The organism is Photobacterium minamisatsumaniensis, assembly GCF_050336695.1.
Taxonomy (GTDB): domain Bacteria; phylum Pseudomonadota; class Gammaproteobacteria; order Enterobacterales; family Vibrionaceae; genus Photobacterium; species Photobacterium minamisatsumaniensis.
The window spans coordinates 39246-56856 of record NZ_JAKJSI010000033.1 but is presented as its reverse complement, the minus strand read 5'-3'; the positions used below and the strand labels follow the sequence as shown (position 1 = coordinate 56856).

Sequence of the window (17611 nt, the reverse complement as noted above, 5' to 3'; positions counted from 1 at the left end):
ATTCTCTCGATGACCCTTAACTATTGCAATAAGCTCACATGCAATAGGTAGTAACTTGTTCAGGAAAGAACCATGACCGACATGACTCTTCTAAATGCATTAAGTGACGACACAGAATTTGCAAGTCGTCACAATGGCCCAGATTCAGCACAACAAAAATTGATGCTGGAAACCATTGGTGTTGCAAGCGTTGATCAGCTGATCGAAGAAACCGTACCGGCAGGCATTCGCCTTCCCGAGCCTATGACGCTCGATCTGCCACAAAGCGAAGCGGACATGCTCGCAAGCCTAAAGGCCATTGCAAGCAAAAATACCATTAACCGCAGCTTTATCGGTCAGGGTTACTACAATACGTTAACGCCTAACGTTATCCTTCGTAATGTACTAGAAAACCCAGGTTGGTATACTGCTTACACACCTTACCAGCCAGAAATCTCGCAAGGTCGCCTTGAATCACTGCTTAACTATCAGCAGATGATCATGGACCTGACAGGTATGGAGCTAGCAAACGCTTCACTACTTGACGAAGCTACCGCAGCTGCAGAAGCAATGACGCTTTGTCAGCGTGCAGGTAAGAATAAAAGCAAAGCGTTCTTCATTTCGAACGATTTGCACCCACAAACGGTTGATGTCGTGCGCACTCGTGCGGGCTACATTGGTATCGAAATCATCACTGGTTCAGTTGACGAATTAGATAACCACGATGTATTTGGCGCACTTGTTCAGTATCCAGGTACTACTGGTAACGTTGCTGACCTAACAGAAACCATCGACAAAGCGCACGCCAAGAAAACTCTGGTTGCTGTCGCTTCTGATCTATTAGCGCTTACCCTATTGAAGTCTCCAGGTGAGATGGGCGCAGATGTTGTTGTCGGCTCAGCCCAGCGCTTTGGTGTTCCAATGGGCTTTGGTGGCCCACACGCTGGTTTCATGTCTACGAAAGACAAGCACAAGCGTACAATGCCAGGACGTGTGATTGGTGTATCGAAAGATACTCATGATAACCAAGCACTGCGTATGGCCATGCAAACACGCGAACAACATATTCGCCGTGAAAAAGCGACATCGAATATTTGTACCGCTCAAGCACTACTTGCCAACATGGCAGCTTTCTATGCCCTTTATCACGGACCTGAAGGTCTGCGTAAAATTGGCCGCCGTGTACACCACCTAACCGCAATTCTTGCTGCTGGGCTACGTAACTCTGGTATCGAACTAGCAAACGACAGCTTCTTCGACACCATTACACTAAACACCGGCAAGAAGACGACCGAATTCTACAACAAGGCGATTGATGCTGGCATCAACCTACGCAAGTTCCCATCTGGTACTCAGCTAGGTATTAGCCTTGACGAAACAACCAAGGTTGAAGATGTTGAAGAGTTACTAGCCCTATTTAGCGGCAACGAGCTTAAAGCGTCTATGTTTACCGCTGACATCGCAAGTGACGAATTCGCAGCAATCCCTGAAAGCTGTCGTCGTACTAGTGAGTACCTAACTCACACAGTATTTAACCAGTACCACAGTGAAACGCTAATGATGCGTTACATGAAGAAACTGGAAAACAAAGATTACTCACTAACTCACGGTATGATCCCATTGGGCAGCTGTACCATGAAGTTGAATGCTGCAGCTGAGATGATCCCTGTGACATGGCCTGAATTCGGCCAATTACACCCATTTGCGCCAGCAGATCAAGCAACAGGTTATGCTGAGCTTGCTGATAAGCTGTCTGAAATGCTGTGTTCTATCACAGGCTACGATGCATTCTCACTTCAGCCAAACTCTGGTGCACAAGGTGAATACGCAGGTCTAATCGCGATTCAGCGTTATCATGAATCTAATGGCGATGCGCACCGTAACGTGTGTCTGATCCCAAGCTCTGCGCACGGTACAAATCCTGCGTCTGCTGCAATGGTTTCTATGAAAGTTGTAGTGGTTGGCTGTGATGACCTAGGTAACATCGATGTTGAAGATCTAAAAGCGAAGATCGAAAAACACCGTGACAACCTATCATGCATCATGATCACCTACCCTTCTACTCACGGTGTATACGAAGAAGCCGTACAAGAAGTGTGTGAGCGGGTACACGACGCTGGTGGTCAGGTTTACCTAGATGGCGCGAACATGAATGCACAGGTTGGTTTAACTAACCCAGGCTTCATTGGTTCAGACGTTTCTCACCTTAACTTGCACAAAACTTTCTGTATCCCACACGGTGGTGGTGGTCCAGGTATGGGTCCTATTGGTGTCAAATCACACCTTGCACCTTTCCTACCAGGTCATGTTGAGAATAATGAAAGTGAACAGCAGCAGTATGCTGTCTCTGCAGCTGACTTAGGCTCTGCGTCAATTCTGCCAATTTCTTACGCTTATATCGCTATGATGGGTGAAGAAGGTCTAACAGAAGCGACTAAACTAGCAATCTTGAATGCTAACTACGTAATGGAGCGTCTACGTCCACACTACCCTGTGCTATACCGTGGTACTCACGGCCGTATTGCACACGAATGTATTGTTGATATTCGCCCAATTAAAGAAGCATCTGGTATCTCAGAAGAAGACGTTGCTAAACGTCTAATGGACTACGGTTTCCACGCGCCAACCATGTCGTTCCCAGTTGCGGGCACACTAATGATTGAGCCAACGGAGTCTGAAGACATTGCAGAGCTAGACCGCTTCTGTGAAGCGATGATTGCTATTCGTCACGAAATTGCTCGTGTTCAAGACGGTGAATGGGATCTGAAAGACAATCCACTAGTTAACGCACCACACACACAAGTCGACTTAATGGCTTCTGAGTGGGATCGCGCCTACAGCCGTGAATTAGGTTGCTTCCCTTCTGCACACACTAAAGCTGCGAAATACTGGCCGACAGTAAATCGCGTTGATAATGTGTTTGGTGACCGTAACTTAGTTTGTTCTTGCCCTAGTATCGATAACTACATCGAAGATTAAGGTTCAATATTACTAAAGCAGTGATATTGAGATGATATAAAAAGGCGAACCATTTGGTTCGCCTTTTTTATTGCGCCTACGATAGCTTAAGGTTGCATCGAAGCGGTGAAGTGCTGATTATGTACGTCAGTTTTCTTCAATGCACTCTTTAAGGGTTTTGAATGCTTGAACAAGTGCATTGTTATCATGCACTGCTGATACACTTGCACGCACAAACCGGTGTTTATCCTGCATAGATACCGCAAATGATTCTGAGCTCATCACACTAACCCCTCTTTCATGGAGTTTAGTGCTGATGTGGGTGGCCGACTTATTCTTTGGCATCTCAATATAGTAATGTGGGCAGTACTGACTCGTAGAGTAGGTGAAATTGCTAAGCAACTCCTCAACACAAGCTTTTCTTCGGACAATCTCTTGGCGTAGGTGAGCTAAGAGGCTGAAGGCCGCTCCGCTATTAATCAATTCTGTAGCCGCCTGATGAGAGAGAGGGGAAGCCATCCAACAAGTATCCCTGAGCACATTAGTAGCTTTTGAGCGCAGTGCTGACGGAAAAACTAGGTATCCGGCCCTTAACCCAGGCATCGCAATCTTGCTTAAGCTTGAAAATAGCAACGTACGCTCCTGGGCGTAAAACTGTAAGGGCTTCTCTCTTTGAGGATGTAAAACCCCAAAAACATCATCCTCAAGGATTATAATGTTGTATTGACGACATATATCAATAAGTTCAAGGCGTCGTTGGCAGGGCATCACTGTGCCCGTAGGGTTATGGATCTGCGGGCTCAGGTATAGGGCACTACAGGTATTACATTGGCAGAAATGCGCCAACGCATCTGGTAACAATCCATACTCATCGTAAGCTAGACCCACCAGCTTCCTACCCAGTTGTCGGCATAGCTGTATTACACCTGGATAAGTGAAGGATTCGCTGATAATCGTGTCGCCAGAGTTGGTCGCAATCAATATTGCGCAAAGTAGTGCATGTTGAGCACCATTTGTACAGGTGATTTGCTCGTTAGTCGCATCTACACCTGATAGTGATAACCAGCGTAATCCGGCCTCTCGGTGGTGTTGGTGTCCTAGCTCTGGTCCATATTCCGATAGTGGGCTATCGACGATTGAATTACTCAGTAAAGATGTAATAAGTTTTGTTTCACGCTGTGTTTCAAAGAAGGTTTGTAATATAGGGGCAACACTATTAGTGAGAATACTTGAACTTCTAGACAAATCGAAAAATGAACCCTCGCCCCTAAAGTTATGAAAAACTCCCTGATTTTCTGTATTAAGAGAATTATCTCGTACAAAGGAACCTTTTCCGACGCAGGTAATAATAGCACCGCTCTTTTCTAATTCTTTATATGCCCTGCTGACAGTGACGCTTGTCACGAAAATTTGTGCGGCTAACTGTCGATGAGGTGGCAACTTTTGACCTGCCACAAGCTCATTGTTACGAATCTTTTGGAGTATAAAATTGTATATAATTCTGTATTTCGGATCAAAACTAGATGATAACGCCTTAATGAGTATTGATATCATATCATTTTTCATATTGCTCTATCTTCTCAATTTATTCAATAATCACATTTGTTGAGTGTACCAAATAATTTAGGACAATGTTATGAAGCCTAGCTTGGTAATAAATGAGAGAGTAATGAAATTTAATATAACCATATTGATAAATATATTTCTTTATTCACTAGTGTGTGTGTGTTGGGGAACAACTTGGATAGGAATTAAATTTGCCACTATGACTATTCCACCATTAACTTCAGCTGGATTAAGGTTTTTAATTGCGTTCCCTTTCTTCTGGGTTATAACACGTTTCATGAACGAGCCGATAACATACCCTAAAGGCAGTTGGAAATTCTTTTGTGGCATTACAGTTTTATATTTTTCTGTTCCTTATTTTCTGATAGGTTATGCATCTACTAACGTGAGTTCGGGACTAATATCTCTTATTTTCAGTACAATGCCTATTTTTACCATTGTATTCTCTGCCTTATTAAATAGTGAGTCATTCAACCGCCATCAGATAATAGGAATCTGCACAGGTTTTTTATGCTTGCTGATGATAGTCATTAATCAAGGTATGCAGATCAGCTTCGAAAGTAACATTGGAGTTATTGCAGTGTTTAGCTCAGCTGCATTGCATGGATTTTGCTACGTGATGACCAAAAAGCATGCATCATCAATTTCAACGCTAACTTTCAATACATTACCTATTGGAATTGCAGGCATTACTATGACTATACTAGGCTTCATTCTAGAGGGGAGTAATATATACTCCTTTAGCGGCCAAAGTATTGCTGGTGTATTTTATCTTGGTATTGTCGCTTCAGTTGGGGGGTTCTTGGCGTACTTCTATTTATTAAAAAAATTAAATCCAACTTTATTGTCGTATGTATTTGTTATCTTCCCTGTTGTCGCTATCTATCTCGGGGCGAAGCTTGCCAATGAGGTTGTTTCAGATTCATTTGTATATTTGGTGGTTATGATGTTGGTCGCTATCGCGTATACAAAGTATCATACACCTAAGGAATAAGTATGTTTGAATTGGATGCAAGTATTGGCGTTATTATAAAAGATTGTGAAGCTAAGTATCCTGAGGAAGCCTGTGGATATGTTTATAAAAATGGTAAGGTTGTAATTTGTGAAAACATAATTAGTCAGTTGAATCAGCTATCACCTGACCGTTACTCTCGCACAACTAAAAATGGCTATGCTTTTTCTCAGAAAGACATTATTGGTTTAAATAAAAGTCTAGATACTGATAACCCAATAGTCTTAATTTACCATTCACACCCTGATGCCGGTGCTTATTTCAGTGCAGAGGACCAGCACAAGGCAGTGATTTCTGGCTTTCCTGTCTACCCTGTTCAGCACTTAGTAGTATCTGTTATCGATGGAATCGCCAAAGATAGAAAAATATTCTCATTTAATGGAAATAAATACTTATAAAAAGGATTGTAATAGATGATCAATATTAAACTTCCTCAATTGCTTTGTCGTATTGCGGATATTTCCGTCGATAGTTATCAATTGAATATTGTAGGTACAGTTAATGACATTCTAATTGAACTTTGCAACGACAACGACATTGACCAAGAGCACTTATTTGATAGAGCTAACAGCATCAAAGACCATTATCTCATTTCTGTTGATGGTCAGCTGTGCGATGAAACTCAACGGGTTGAAGCAGGAGCGAGTATTGAGTTAATCCTCGGGGTTGCAGGGGGGATATCTTTGTCGGAGAACGAGAAATTACGTTATGCAAGGCATCTCAGCCTACCTGATTTTGGGAAAAGTGGTCAACTCAAACTTAAGAATGCCAGCGTACTAATCGTCGGAGTTGGAGGGCTAGGTTCACCTATAGCGATGTACCTAGCGGCTGCAGGAGTCGGTACGATCGGATTATTGGATAGCGATGTCGTTGATACAAGTAATTTACAGCGGCAGATTATTCATAGTGAATCGCGTGTTGGAATGTCTAAGACACAGTCAGCACAAAGTTTTATTTCGAATCTAAATTCTAACGTTAATATCACTGAACATAATGTCTTTTTGAGTGATGAAAACGCAGAGGCATTGCTGAACGATTATGACGTTGTCGTTGATGCCTGTGATAATTATGAGACCAGAGATATCATAAATAGAATATGCGCGAAGCACTTCATTCCGCTTGTACATGGAGGAATAGCAGAGTACGAAGGGCACGTATCTACGTTTAACTATCACAAAGGGCCATGTTATCGCTGCTTGTTCACCTCTTTGCCAGACTCAAGCTATGAGCCCAAAAACTCAGGAGTTCCAGGAGTATTAGGCGTTTTACCAGGAGTAGTTGGTGCTCTTCAGGCAACCGAAGTGATCAAGGTGATTGCCGATCTAAGCGGTGTCTTATCTGGTCGATTAGTAAAATATAATGCACTAGAAGCATCATTTGATGAGTTCAAATTTGCGGCTCGTGAAGGCTGTCAATGCAACAAATAACAGTATCGAGGTTGCAATGATAAGAAACTCTATTTTGGAGTGTATTGGCAATACTCCTCTAATTCGACTGTCTTCTGTTTCGAGTCGATATGATTGTGATGTGTATATTAAGATGGAAAGCCTTAATCCCGGAGGAAGTCATAAAGCCAGAATTGCACTTAACATGATTGAAAAAGCAGAGCAACAGGGCGTACTGGTTCCTCACTCTGGTCAAACAATTATTGAACCAAGTGGTGGAAATACTGGCCTTGGGTTAGTGATGGCAGCAAATCTGAAAGGCTATAAAGTTGTACTGGTGATACCTGATAATTACTCAGTTAAAAAGCAGAAACTCCTGAAATTGTATGGTGCGCAAGTTGTGAACTCTGATGCAACCCAAGGCAATAATTCTCACGGTGAATTAGCTTTGGAGCTTACACTCAAAAATCCTGATTATGTGATGCTTAACCAGCAAAGGAACCCTGCAAATCCGGATACCCATGTTAAATATACTTCGCAGGAGATACTACGACAGCTTCCCAATACGGTTTCGCTGGACTATATGATTGCAGGTATAGGTACTGGGGGGCATATATCAGGAATAAGTAAGGTGCTGAAAGAAGCATATCCAGAATTAACTATTGTTGGTGTAGAACCTGAAGGGTGTGCGTTGCTCGAAGACATACACTCTCCCCACCAAATACAGGGGCTTTCTGTCGGGATTATTCCACAAACCTTGGACGTGACAGTTCTCAATCACATGGTCAATGTTGATTTTGAAGATTGTGTGCAAGTCATTCACCGAACAGTTCGTGAAGAGTCTATTGCATTGGGAATTTCTTCTGCTGCGAATTTGGTGGCGATTGACAAATTATCTCAACAGTTTGACCTGGCGGGTAAGCGTATACTGACGTTTTGCTACGACAGTGTGGATAGTTATTTGGAACAACTTAAACTGGAGTTGAATTAATGAGTGAACAAAGACTAAATGCATTGGTTTCTGATCGCCTGCTTGATGTGATTAACCAGCACTTGTCGGGAGTAGCGTTCAAAAGTGTTTGTGAGGTTATATCAGGTGACGAGTGGCATTCCTTACTAGCACTTTTAATCCAGGATCTTCATGCGTATGAGAAAAAAGATCCCGCCTCGGCTGGTAAGTTTGAACTGTTAGTTAATACCTCTTCGTCGTATCTAGCCGTAGCACTCTATCGCCTCGCGCATATGCTGATAACCCACCCTACAAATAGTGAGCGATTTACAGAGATAGCGTTTAAGCTAACAGAGATATCACGGCGCCAATTTGCTATCGATATTCATCCGGCTGCAAAAATAGGTCATAGTCTAGTACTAGATCATGCCCATGGTATTACCATTGGTGAAACTGTGATCATCGGTGATGACTGTTACATACTAGGAGGCACAATTATAGGCTCGCGAGGTATCGCAAATAACACTAATAGTAAATGTGGGCGTCGTCACCCCAAAATTGGTTCTCATGTTGAAATTGGGGCCTATTGTCGTATTTTGGGGGCTTTGACAATTGGTGACCATGTGATTATCTCGCCTCATGCTGTCTTGACATCCGATATAGCCAACGACTCAAGTGTGAGCATCACTAATCAAATCCAGATAGTAAAGCGCAACAGCAGTGGAAGTGTCAGCAATCAGTTATCAAGTTATGTTGATGCAAATAACAAGTTGATTATATTAACAAAAGACATCGTAATTACTCACTGTTACCTAGCAGATTCAAGCAATATACATCTTGCCCATACTGAGTGTGTATTTTCATCCACTAGAAATGGAATTGTGCAGGTTGAGATTAATATGACAGAAAAGTTCCAACTACCTAAAGAAACAGTGTCTTTGTCTTTGATGGTTGAGGGGTTCTCTTATCCTGAGGGCTCAAAAATTGAACTTATGTTGCTTAACATTCCGGGGTTGAGGAGCCTACTTGAAAATAAAAAATCTGAATTTGAAGGAGATAACTGGTATGCCATCAGTTAATGGGTCATTGTGCTTGGATGCACCAAATACCTTAAGTTTTAACGCTTGCATTACTAAAGCGGAATCCGACCTAATTATGTTAGAGCCTACCTATTTTTACCCTCGAAGTGGGGGGCAAAGTGGTGATTGGGGAGAAATAATTCTAGCTGATGGTGCTGTCATCGAAGTCATTGATACCCTTTATGGTGAAGACGGAATACAGGTTCTTCACAAACTAGCAGAACCTGCACAAGACAACTTAGAAGGCATGGTAGTGGATGTAAGAGTGTGTCAGGAACGTCGTGACTGGCATACTCGCATGCATACTGCATTGCATATTGTAACTTCAATAATTCAAGCTCCAGTCACTGGCTGTAGAATTTCAGGAAATGAATGCAAAATAGATTTTGACCTTCCTGAGCCCCAAATTAATAAAGCCGAGTTAAACCGAGCACTCAAACAACATATCATCGCAGACTATACTGTGAAAACTCGGATAATGAGTGCTGAACAATATAGAGTTGATCCGTTTTATAATCATTTGTTTAATTGCCCACCAGATGTTGACTTTCGTATAGTGTCTATAGAGGGGCTAGACTCACAGCCCTGCTGTGGCACTCATGTGGCGACCACGAAACTGATTGGGGATATAGAATGTTACAAAATTAAGAGTCATGGAAAGAAAAATCGACGTTATTCGTTCCGATTGAATAATTAAATGTGTTATCCCCGAGCATCACTACAGTGATGTAATGGACGCTTCATCTACGACACAAGGTGTTAAAGGAACTGCAGCACGAGGTAAAGGCACCATAGGTTGGGTCTATGGCTTTATATCAAATCATCTTGGTGATAAAGGTTATATCAGCAAAGCACTGACTGACGATTTACACTAATAGTTTTGCCATACTTTTTCTTATGTATCGTTGGTAGTATTTATTGCTTCCCTTTACCTTAACATTTAAAACTTCTTGTCCATCATTGAATCGCCACAAAATTGATGGGTGGATAAAGTACAGGTAAGGCATTGATGCTGATTCAGATCGTTTACGGTAATTATATAGCTGGATAATTTTCTATACAGAGCATCCGATCAACTCCGGTGTTATCATAACGCTTAAAGCAGAACACCAATTAGGCGAAACAAACACTTGAATAGCGCATTCTTTCATCGCAGTCGACATATTCTGTATTTCATGTGGCATCGACTTAAGGCCAGTGGATTGCAGATGCTGGCCAGTTTTCTCCTCGTACGAAGTGCACTAATTACATTATTTGTCCCATTTGATTTATGGATCAGCTCCAAACTAATGGGTTTTTATGGCGTAAGTGCAATTGCCAACCAAGAGTTACTCGCTTTCTTCCTCTCACCTGCGGGATTTTTGCTCAGCTTGTGGTTTGTTACGCAGCTAAGCTTTGCTTTTTTTGTGGAGCAATCTGCGATTAGCATCTTGCTAGCCCAGCATGATTTAGGCAAACGATCGATTTTAGATACCTTTGGACTCATTATTCAGCGAAGTTTTCGGGTGGTTAAGGTCGTTCTTGCACAATCGATTGGGATTAGCTTGCTTTTTGCTACCTTAGTTTGGTGTGGGCGCTGGATCTATGGTCTCATGCTCAATGACTGGGATATTAATTATTACCTCAGTAATCAAATGAGCTCACTGTGGATTGCCGTTGGCTTACTGATTTTAATCACTTTACCGAGTGTATTGTTGGTTCTTCGCTACTGGGCAAGCTGGTGGCTCGCATTACCATTAAGTCTTTTTCAAAATTGTTCCCAATGGCAACTTTTCAAGCAAGCTCAGCGGTTAAGCCAAGCTATCTATATGCACATTGTAATAGGTCATATTGTTTGGTTATTCGGTCGAGTGGCCATTACTGCGATTTTCGCCGGCAGTATTTTGTTTGCACTTGAACCAATACTGCACTGGGCAACGTCTGATCCAGATCGCTACCCATGGCTCGTTTTCGCAAGTCTATTGCTGCTTGGGGTTACAATACTGCTTAGCTTCATTGACCGATTTATTTATGCGAGTTGTCAATACTATGTGCTGCGCTTGCAAACAAAACGCCTCAAATTGGTCAATGACCAAGATCGTTTTGTGGGACTAAAACAAAGCACGCAACGCCGCGCCTTACTAAGCAGTGCCATGTTCTTATTCATTGTATTTGCTACGTTCAATGGTTACTCAGATGTCAGCAATTTCGTCAAACATTTACAAACTGATACGTCGGGCTACGTTACTGCGCACCGAGGTGGTGGTTTCAAGCACCCTGAGAATAGTGAAGCAGGTATACAATATTCAATTTCATTAGGGATCCAAAGCACAGAAATTGATGTACAGGTAACCAAAGACGGGAAAATCGTGGTGTTCCACGACCGCGATTTAGGACGATTGCTTGGCGCCCCCTTGGTGGTTGAAGACGCTAACTATTCTGAAATTGTCGCAGCCTATCAGGAAAACAACCGCATAGCTCCGCCCTTGTTATCCCAGCTATTGGATCATTATGCCCAAGATATCGAATTCAATATTGAATTAAAGCGGTACAACCAAAGCTTTGAACTTGCCCTCGCAATAGCTGAACTGCTACCGAACTACCAGCAAGCAATGATTGTCTCGAGCCTTGATGTAGAACTACTCGCGCGACTGATGAGTGAGTTAAAAGCTAAGCGGCCCGAACAGCTTCGTTACGCACTTATCTATGCGGCAAGTGTTGGTGAAGCCGAAATCGAGCGTGAAGTGGATATGTTGATGGTAAGCGATCAATGGCTCAATGCATGGCGAATCATTGAAATACAACAGCGTGAGCAAGAGGTTTTAGTTTGGACCATTAACAATTCAGCGGCCATGAAGCGGCTGTTCTTACTCGGTGTGGATGGCATTATTACTGATGAACCTAAGCTGGCTTTGGATACCAAATCCGTCATTGAAGAAATGGACTTTTCCGATCGTGCTCTACTCACTTTACGTTACTGGTTGTCACTCTAAATGGAAATTGCCAATCAAGTAGCCCCCCCCTGATAAAGATGGTCGCGGTGTATAAATGCACCTCCTTGTGCAGGTTGCCGCTATCCATTAAACGCGAGATGAAATGTTACTTCACCAACTGGTACTGTTGATTCGCTATTGCATAACGGATGAACCAAAAAGTATTCAGCCGGGACACCCGGTAGAACTAAGTGTGAATTGGCTTTAAAACCAAAACGGCCGTAGTACTCAGGCGATCCAAGCAGTGCAACACCTTCTGCACCATGCGCTTTAATTTTATCCATACCTGCTTTTATAAGCTGGCTACCAATCCCTTCACTTTGGCGCTCTGGTTTGACCGCAACAGGGCCCAGCCCGAACCAATTAGATTCAGCCTCGCCGATACGGACAGGAGAAAACGCAATGTGACCAATAATGCCGGTTTCATCTTCTGCAACCAAAGACAACGTTAGCGCTCCAGCATTACGCAGCTTATTAATAATTATATGCTCTGTTGGTTTCGCCCCTGGAGCATGGTAAGGGTGATTTTCAAACGCGCTATAAGTTAATGTCTCGATCGCGTCATTGTCTGACTCTATTTGTATTCTAATGTTCATTCTTAACCTTTCTTATGCAAGTACACACAGTACTTATCGATGACCTACACCCACTCAGATATGCAGTACTCTGGCTTTCCTTGTAGTGATGAGCGCACTATAAACTGTGAAGCTTTAGTCAGGTCAAGATTGATTTTTGACAATCAATGCAAAAGAATAACTAGAAGCGATACCAATACATTCTGTGACTTACGTCTTATATCTGTTATTTGTTCAATAAGTCTGTATAATTCGCCGCCTAATAATTCGCATTTTCATTGTTGTAGATTTGACACCAACGCAAAGCGATTAATTAACTTTAATACCTAGGAATACTTCTTTGATATCTACCGCAAACATCACCATGCAATTTGGCGCCGAGCCTTTATTTGAAAACATTTCTGCTAAGTTTGGTAACGGAAACCGTTACGGCTTAATCGGAGCCAATGGATGTGGTAAATCAACGTTCATGAAGATTCTTAGTGGCGCACTAACCCCTAGTTCTGGCAACGTTTCTATTACTCCAGGATTGAAGCTTGGCGTACTAAGCCAAGACCAATTTGCTTTTGAGCAACACAACGTTATCGACGTCGTGATCATGGGTGATCGTAGACTTTGGGAAGTCAAAAAAGAGCGTGACCGTATTTACTCACTTCCAGAAATGAGTGAAGAAGATGGTATGGCCGTTGCTGAGCTAGAAAGTGAATTCGCAGAAATGGACGGCTACACAGCAGAAAGCCGTGCTGGCGATATTTTGCTACAAGCGGGTATCGAAGAAGAGTTTCATTTCGGTCTAATGCAGCAGGTTGCTCCAGGTTGGAAATTGCGTGTGCTATTAGCACAGGCGCTTTTCGCAAATCCAGATATTTTGCTACTGGATGAACCAACAAACAACTTGGACATTCATACAATTAGCTGGCTTGCTGAAGAATTAAACCAACGTAAGTGCACTATGATCATCATTTCGCACGACCGCCATTTCTTAAACTCTGTATGTACGCATATGGCAGATATCGATTACGGCGAACTTCGTATTTACCCAGGTAACTACGAGTATTTCCTTGAAGCATCAGGACTAATTCGCGAACAGCTGCTATCAAGCAATGCCAAAAAAGCCGCGGAAATTAGCGAATTACAAGATTTCGTCAATCGATTTGGTGCTAACGCTTCTAAAGCGAAGCAAGCCAGTTCACGTGCGAAAAAAATGGATAAGATTAAGCTAGATGAAGTTAAATCAACTAGCCGTATTAGTCCATCGATTGATTTTGGTGAAGGTAAAAAACTTCATCGCCAGGCGCTTGAACTACAAGATTTAGGTCATGGCTTTGACGATGAACAACTGTTTAACGGTGGTAATTTACTGCTAGAAGCCGGTACTCGCTTAGCGGTAATCGGTGAGAATGGTGTCGGTAAAACGACGTTGCTTCGCTGCCTAGTCAATGAATTAGAACAAAACACTGGTGTTGTAAAATGGTCTGAAAATGCGTCTATCGGCTATTGCCCGCAAGATAGCACGGCTGATTTCGACAACGACCTAAGTATCTTCGATTGGATTTCACAGTGGCGAACAAGCAAACACGATGACTTAATGGTTCGTGGAATTTTAGGACGCTTACTGTTCACCGCCGATGATGCAAATAAAAAAGCGAAGAACTGTTCTGGTGGTGAGAAAAACCGTTTGTTGTTTGGCAAGTTAATGATGCAAGACATCAATGTTCTTGTTATGGATGAACCAACAAACCACATGGACATGGAAGCGATTGAAGCACTGAATAACGCACTTAAAAAATATGAAGGTACGCTTATTTTTGTCAGCCATGACCGCGAATTTGTATCGTCACTTGCAACTTCGATTATTGATGTGAAAGACAAGAAGTTAGTTAACTTCCAAGGTACTTATGATGAATACCTTGCACATCAACACAAGATGTTAGGTACAGTATAAGCATAACGGCCTAAACAGAAACAATATCGCGAAAGGCGGTTGTTGCAAGCATTGCGACAACCGCCTTTAATTTATAACTCACCTACTCGCCCCACTACACTCAGCTATCATTCTTAATGCTTTGAGTATCGAGGAAGTTAGCCTCAATTAGGCTCCCTTCAAGTAATCACTTAACGCTTTTTCAACGTTATCCACTGCAACACAGCTGTTGCGAATGCTGAAAGCAAGATCCCTATCCAAAGAGTGCTCTTTATCGCTTCTCCTGTCATCGCAATAGACAACAAAGCAACAAATGCTGGGCTTAGATATATATATGCTGAGATATTAACGGGACTCATATAAGTACTGGCTTTTTGGTATAAATAAGAGGTAAGAAATGTCGCCGCAATCGCTAAATAAGCCATGCTAGGGTAATACTCGCTTTTTAGTGAATACCAATTGAGGTCAATATCTACGACTACAACTGCAATTAATGTCCAAACAACCCCACCAAATAAATTGGCAAAGGTCATGATAGTCACATCATCGTCACGGTAAAGCCGCTTCATCGCAATGGTGTAGCAAGCCATGAAAACGACACCAACAAGAAAAACCAAATCACCTTGGTTTAGATTAAATTCACGAAGATACTGTAGATTTCCTTCGAATATAACCCAAAGCGTTCCTATCATTCCTAATAAATAAATCACCAAAATTCTTAGCGTTAACCTATGTTTTAACAAAAATACGCTTAGTAGTGCCGTCACTAAAGGCGTTAAAGTATAAATAGAACCCACATTGATGGTTGTCGTCGTCAGCATTGCCGCAAAATTAGAGACAAAGTAGCCGCAAAAAAAGAAACTAATGACTAAACTCCTAGGCAATACTTTCCAAAACGACTGCCAGGCATTTTTTCTCATTAAAGCAATAGGTAACAGCGTCAATGTCGCAATGGTAAATCGCATTAGGTTCAATGATATTGGATGAAGTTGGTCTGATACATTTGCCGTCGCAATGAATGAACCCGCTATCACTATGGTTGCTAAAATGACATACAGGTGCCCTTTCAACTGACTATTCATATTTAATTTTTACCTAATCTATCACTGCTTGGAGAGAGCCAGTTGAAAAATGATCTTGCTCGTCAGTATTCTGACTAGAAATGTAAGCAAGCGCCTTGTTTTCAAGTGTTTTTATAGTATAACGAGGCCTGTAAGCTTCTTGCTTGCGCATGTCTGCACAAGCATAAAAAATCAATTTCGTTTTAGACACTATCATTTACCTTGGTATTTAACTTTAAACGAGTAAAGAAGAAACGGTGAAAGAAGTGTACAAGTTAAAGTTAACATTAAGTCAAGTGTACTGTAAGCATCTTCTCAATTAGTTTACTATTCATAGTATATTATGCGCAGTACTACAGGTTAAAGCCGTCAGAAATCAAATTCCCCACCAGCTAAATTAAGGCATGTTGAATTATACGTCATGCGGCTTAAAGCCTCATTGGGAACATATATTACAACATTATCAGCATAAGTTATTTTTGCTGACGTTATAACGCCACACACAATCATTGGGTTATTCTTCCACACTTTACTCCAGTATGGGTGTGCCCCCTTGCCAGCCAGTAATACTTCGTTGAATACAAGCGTATTAAGCCGAGTATTATTCGAGTTATTTAACTGAATCTCACCCTTTGCATCGTAAGCCTGTACATAAAAGTCAATTATTTCGATTGGGCGTGGCGAGGTATTTCTAAAGTAAATCCTAAAACCGATATCACCATTATTACTTACCTGTGATGTTCCATAGTTAGTAATCGCAATCAACATTTCAGGATCAGCTTCAGCTCGCACTTCAAATTGACTCTTCATTGTACAACCCGACAACAGAAAACCCACTACTAAACCGAATACGACATTTGCTGTGCAGCGACTATACGAGACTGATTCTTTATTATTTTGAGTACTGCGTACCTTGCTGTTGTTTATGCCCTTAAGCACCATTTTGATTATCCAGGTAACACGCATTGATTATGTCCTACTAGTTTAAATATCAATACTCAAGAAAACTAGCGTTGAATGTATTTAGAGGACGACCTGAGACAATATCTACCATGCATAATGTGCCTTTAAGCCCTCCCCAACACTAGCTTTATTCATGTAAGGTTCCAATCTGCATCATTCATCTGTAAAGTATGTCGGTAATACCTAAGTGAAAAATTATTTCTCAAAGGTAGCCATAAAAATGAATTTCGCCCTTTACGTTTCTGGCAACAAACGATGTAATTACATCATATACTGTAAGAAGCGGATGGGTTTGCAAAGTAAAAATGAGTATTGAACAAATGAACAATGAATCTGATGTAATCGATAGCCTAGAAAAATTAGAGCGTTTTCTAATTTCGATTGAAGATGGAGGCCTTGGCCTTAAAGATGTTGCTGGTGTTGGCATGGCAACTAATAATTCTGATGGTCGCCATTTTGTCGCTGTATTCGATAATAACCAGAAACTTCTTCTAGGCCGTTGGGTTACTCAAGACGTATACGAAAACGGCAAAGACATTGTACGTAATGGCCCTAAAAGAAAAACGCACTAACGCTGTTGCCTTTTGACACAAGCCAAGCAACGCTATCAGTTAACGGCTGATGGCGTTTTATAGTTCGTCACTTTTCTGCTCTATAACATATACTTTTGTGCACTGATGCCCTACCCCTATGGGCTACCTCTGCCGTAATTTCAGCATCATAAATAAGTGTATAGTCAATCAGTACGATTAAACTTCATACAAAAGGCAACTCTTCGAATAGCGTTTTTTACAATCGAAAGGCGACGCATATTTATGCCACCACAAGTACAATTAATTAGRATATTCGAATAAAAATTTTCATCTTCTATGTATGTAAATATAGACATGGTGAATGTATTTTACTAACCCTGATATATTTCATTATGTCGAAGTATTCATTTTTACGGGCAATACGAGTGTATGTATTATTAGACATGAAGAATACCCCGAGGATACGACTGTATTTTTTGGGAGCAATATCACATTAGTTGYTGTCTAAATACTCAATAATAATCAAATGATCCTAACTATTTAATACAATTGATTTTAATATGTGTGATGATAAATATGACAACATGCTAGACACATGTCCAAAATGCGGGCAATCAGACGACTTTCTGATTGATGAAGAAGAAAATCTTATTAT

General features: G+C 41.6%; 15 protein-coding genes and 1 pseudogene. 11 read left to right on the top strand and 5 right to left on the bottom strand.

Going from position 1 to position 17611, the window contains the following annotated elements:
• The first annotated feature begins 72 nt into the window (after positions 1-72).
• A complete protein-coding gene (gene gcvP, locus L4D78_RS18060; RefSeq protein ID WP_428468228.1) occupies positions 73-2958 on the top strand; it encodes an aminomethyl-transferring glycine dehydrogenase in 2886 nt (961 codons plus the stop codon).
• Positions 2959-3084: 126 nt separating this feature from the next.
• On the opposite strand, the gene L4D78_RS18055 is transcribed toward gcvP, so the two are convergent.
• Positions 3085-4503 carry an aminotransferase-like domain-containing protein gene (locus L4D78_RS18055; RefSeq protein ID WP_428468227.1) on the bottom strand — a complete coding sequence of 473 codons (1419 nt, stop codon included), beginning with the start codon at positions 4501-4503 and terminating at the stop codon, positions 3085-3087.
• Between the two features lie 70 nt (positions 4504-4573).
• Between L4D78_RS18055 and L4D78_RS18050 the strand changes: the two genes are divergently transcribed.
• The 8 genes and pseudogenes from L4D78_RS18050 (at position 4574) to L4D78_RS18015 (ending at position 11900) form a co-directional block, all read left to right on the top strand.
• The gene (locus tag L4D78_RS18050; RefSeq protein ID WP_428468226.1) at positions 4574-5497 is read left to right on the top strand and encodes a DMT family transporter; all 924 of its coding nucleotides are present in this window, start codon (positions 4574-4576) and stop codon (positions 5495-5497) included.
• Between the two features lie 2 nt (positions 5498-5499).
• The gene (locus tag L4D78_RS18045; RefSeq protein WP_428468225.1) at positions 5500-5913 is read left to right on the top strand and encodes a M67 family metallopeptidase; all 414 of its coding nucleotides are present in this window, start codon (positions 5500-5502) and stop codon (positions 5911-5913) included.
• A gap of 15 nt (positions 5914-5928) precedes the next feature.
• Entirely contained in the window at positions 5929-6942 is a 1014-nt protein-coding gene (gene moeB, locus L4D78_RS18040) for a molybdopterin-synthase adenylyltransferase MoeB (protein ID WP_428468224.1), read from the top strand.
• Complete coding sequence (locus L4D78_RS18035; protein WP_428468223.1) at positions 6896-7891, top strand: PLP-dependent cysteine synthase family protein; 996 nt, start codon at positions 6896-6898, stop codon at positions 7889-7891. The genes moeB and L4D78_RS18035 overlap by 47 nt, the downstream gene beginning before the upstream one ends.
• Entirely contained in the window at positions 7891-8928 is a 1038-nt protein-coding gene (locus tag L4D78_RS18030; RefSeq protein WP_428468222.1) for a serine O-acetyltransferase, read from the top strand. The genes L4D78_RS18035 and L4D78_RS18030 overlap by 1 nt, the downstream gene beginning before the upstream one ends.
• The gene (locus tag L4D78_RS18025) at positions 8915-9625 is read left to right on the top strand and encodes an alanyl-tRNA editing protein (protein ID WP_428468221.1); all 711 of its coding nucleotides are present in this window, start codon (positions 8915-8917) and stop codon (positions 9623-9625) included. The genes L4D78_RS18030 and L4D78_RS18025 overlap by 14 nt, the downstream gene beginning before the upstream one ends.
• 64 nt (positions 9626-9689) lie before the next feature.
• Positions 9690-9797: pseudogene (locus L4D78_RS18020) on the top strand (IS982 family transposase); the annotation flags it as partial.
• Between the two features lie 339 nt (positions 9798-10136).
• Entirely contained in the window at positions 10137-11900 is a 1764-nt protein-coding gene (locus L4D78_RS18015; protein ID WP_428468220.1) for a glycerophosphodiester phosphodiesterase, read from the top strand.
• An 80-nt stretch (positions 11901-11980) separates the two neighbouring features.
• Here the strand turns inward: L4D78_RS18015 and L4D78_RS18010 are convergent, their stop codons facing one another.
• Positions 11981-12496 (bottom strand): GNAT family N-acetyltransferase, encoded by a 516-nt coding sequence (locus L4D78_RS18010; RefSeq protein WP_428468219.1) that lies wholly within the window; start codon positions 12494-12496, stop codon positions 11981-11983.
• A gap of 319 nt (positions 12497-12815) precedes the next feature.
• On the opposite strand from L4D78_RS18010, the gene L4D78_RS18005 reads away from it, so the two are divergent.
• Positions 12816-14420, top strand: coding sequence for an ABC-F family ATPase (locus L4D78_RS18005; RefSeq protein WP_428468218.1), 1605 nt, complete (start codon positions 12816-12818; stop codon positions 14418-14420).
• Positions 14421-14590: 170 nt separating this feature from the next.
• Here the strand turns inward: L4D78_RS18005 and L4D78_RS18000 are convergent, their stop codons facing one another.
• The 3 genes from L4D78_RS18000 to L4D78_RS17990 form a co-directional block, all read right to left on the bottom strand.
• Positions 14591-15481, bottom strand: a complete 891-nt coding sequence (locus tag L4D78_RS18000) for a DMT family transporter (protein ID WP_428468217.1) — start codon at positions 15479-15481, stop codon at positions 14591-14593.
• 13 nt (positions 15482-15494) lie between these two features.
• Complete coding sequence (locus L4D78_RS17995) at positions 15495-15671, bottom strand: hypothetical protein (protein ID WP_428468216.1); 177 nt, start codon at positions 15669-15671, stop codon at positions 15495-15497.
• 158 nt (positions 15672-15829) lie between these two features.
• On the bottom strand, positions 15830-16270 hold the full coding sequence (locus L4D78_RS17990; protein ID WP_428468215.1) for a hypothetical protein: 441 nt from the start codon (positions 16268-16270) through the stop codon (positions 15830-15832).
• A 473-nt stretch (positions 16271-16743) separates the two neighbouring features.
• On the opposite strand from L4D78_RS17990, the gene L4D78_RS17985 reads away from it, so the two are divergent.
• On the top strand, positions 16744-16995 hold the full coding sequence (locus tag L4D78_RS17985; RefSeq protein WP_428468252.1) for a hypothetical protein: 252 nt from the start codon (positions 16744-16746) through the stop codon (positions 16993-16995).
• Positions 16996-17611 lie beyond the last annotated feature (616 nt).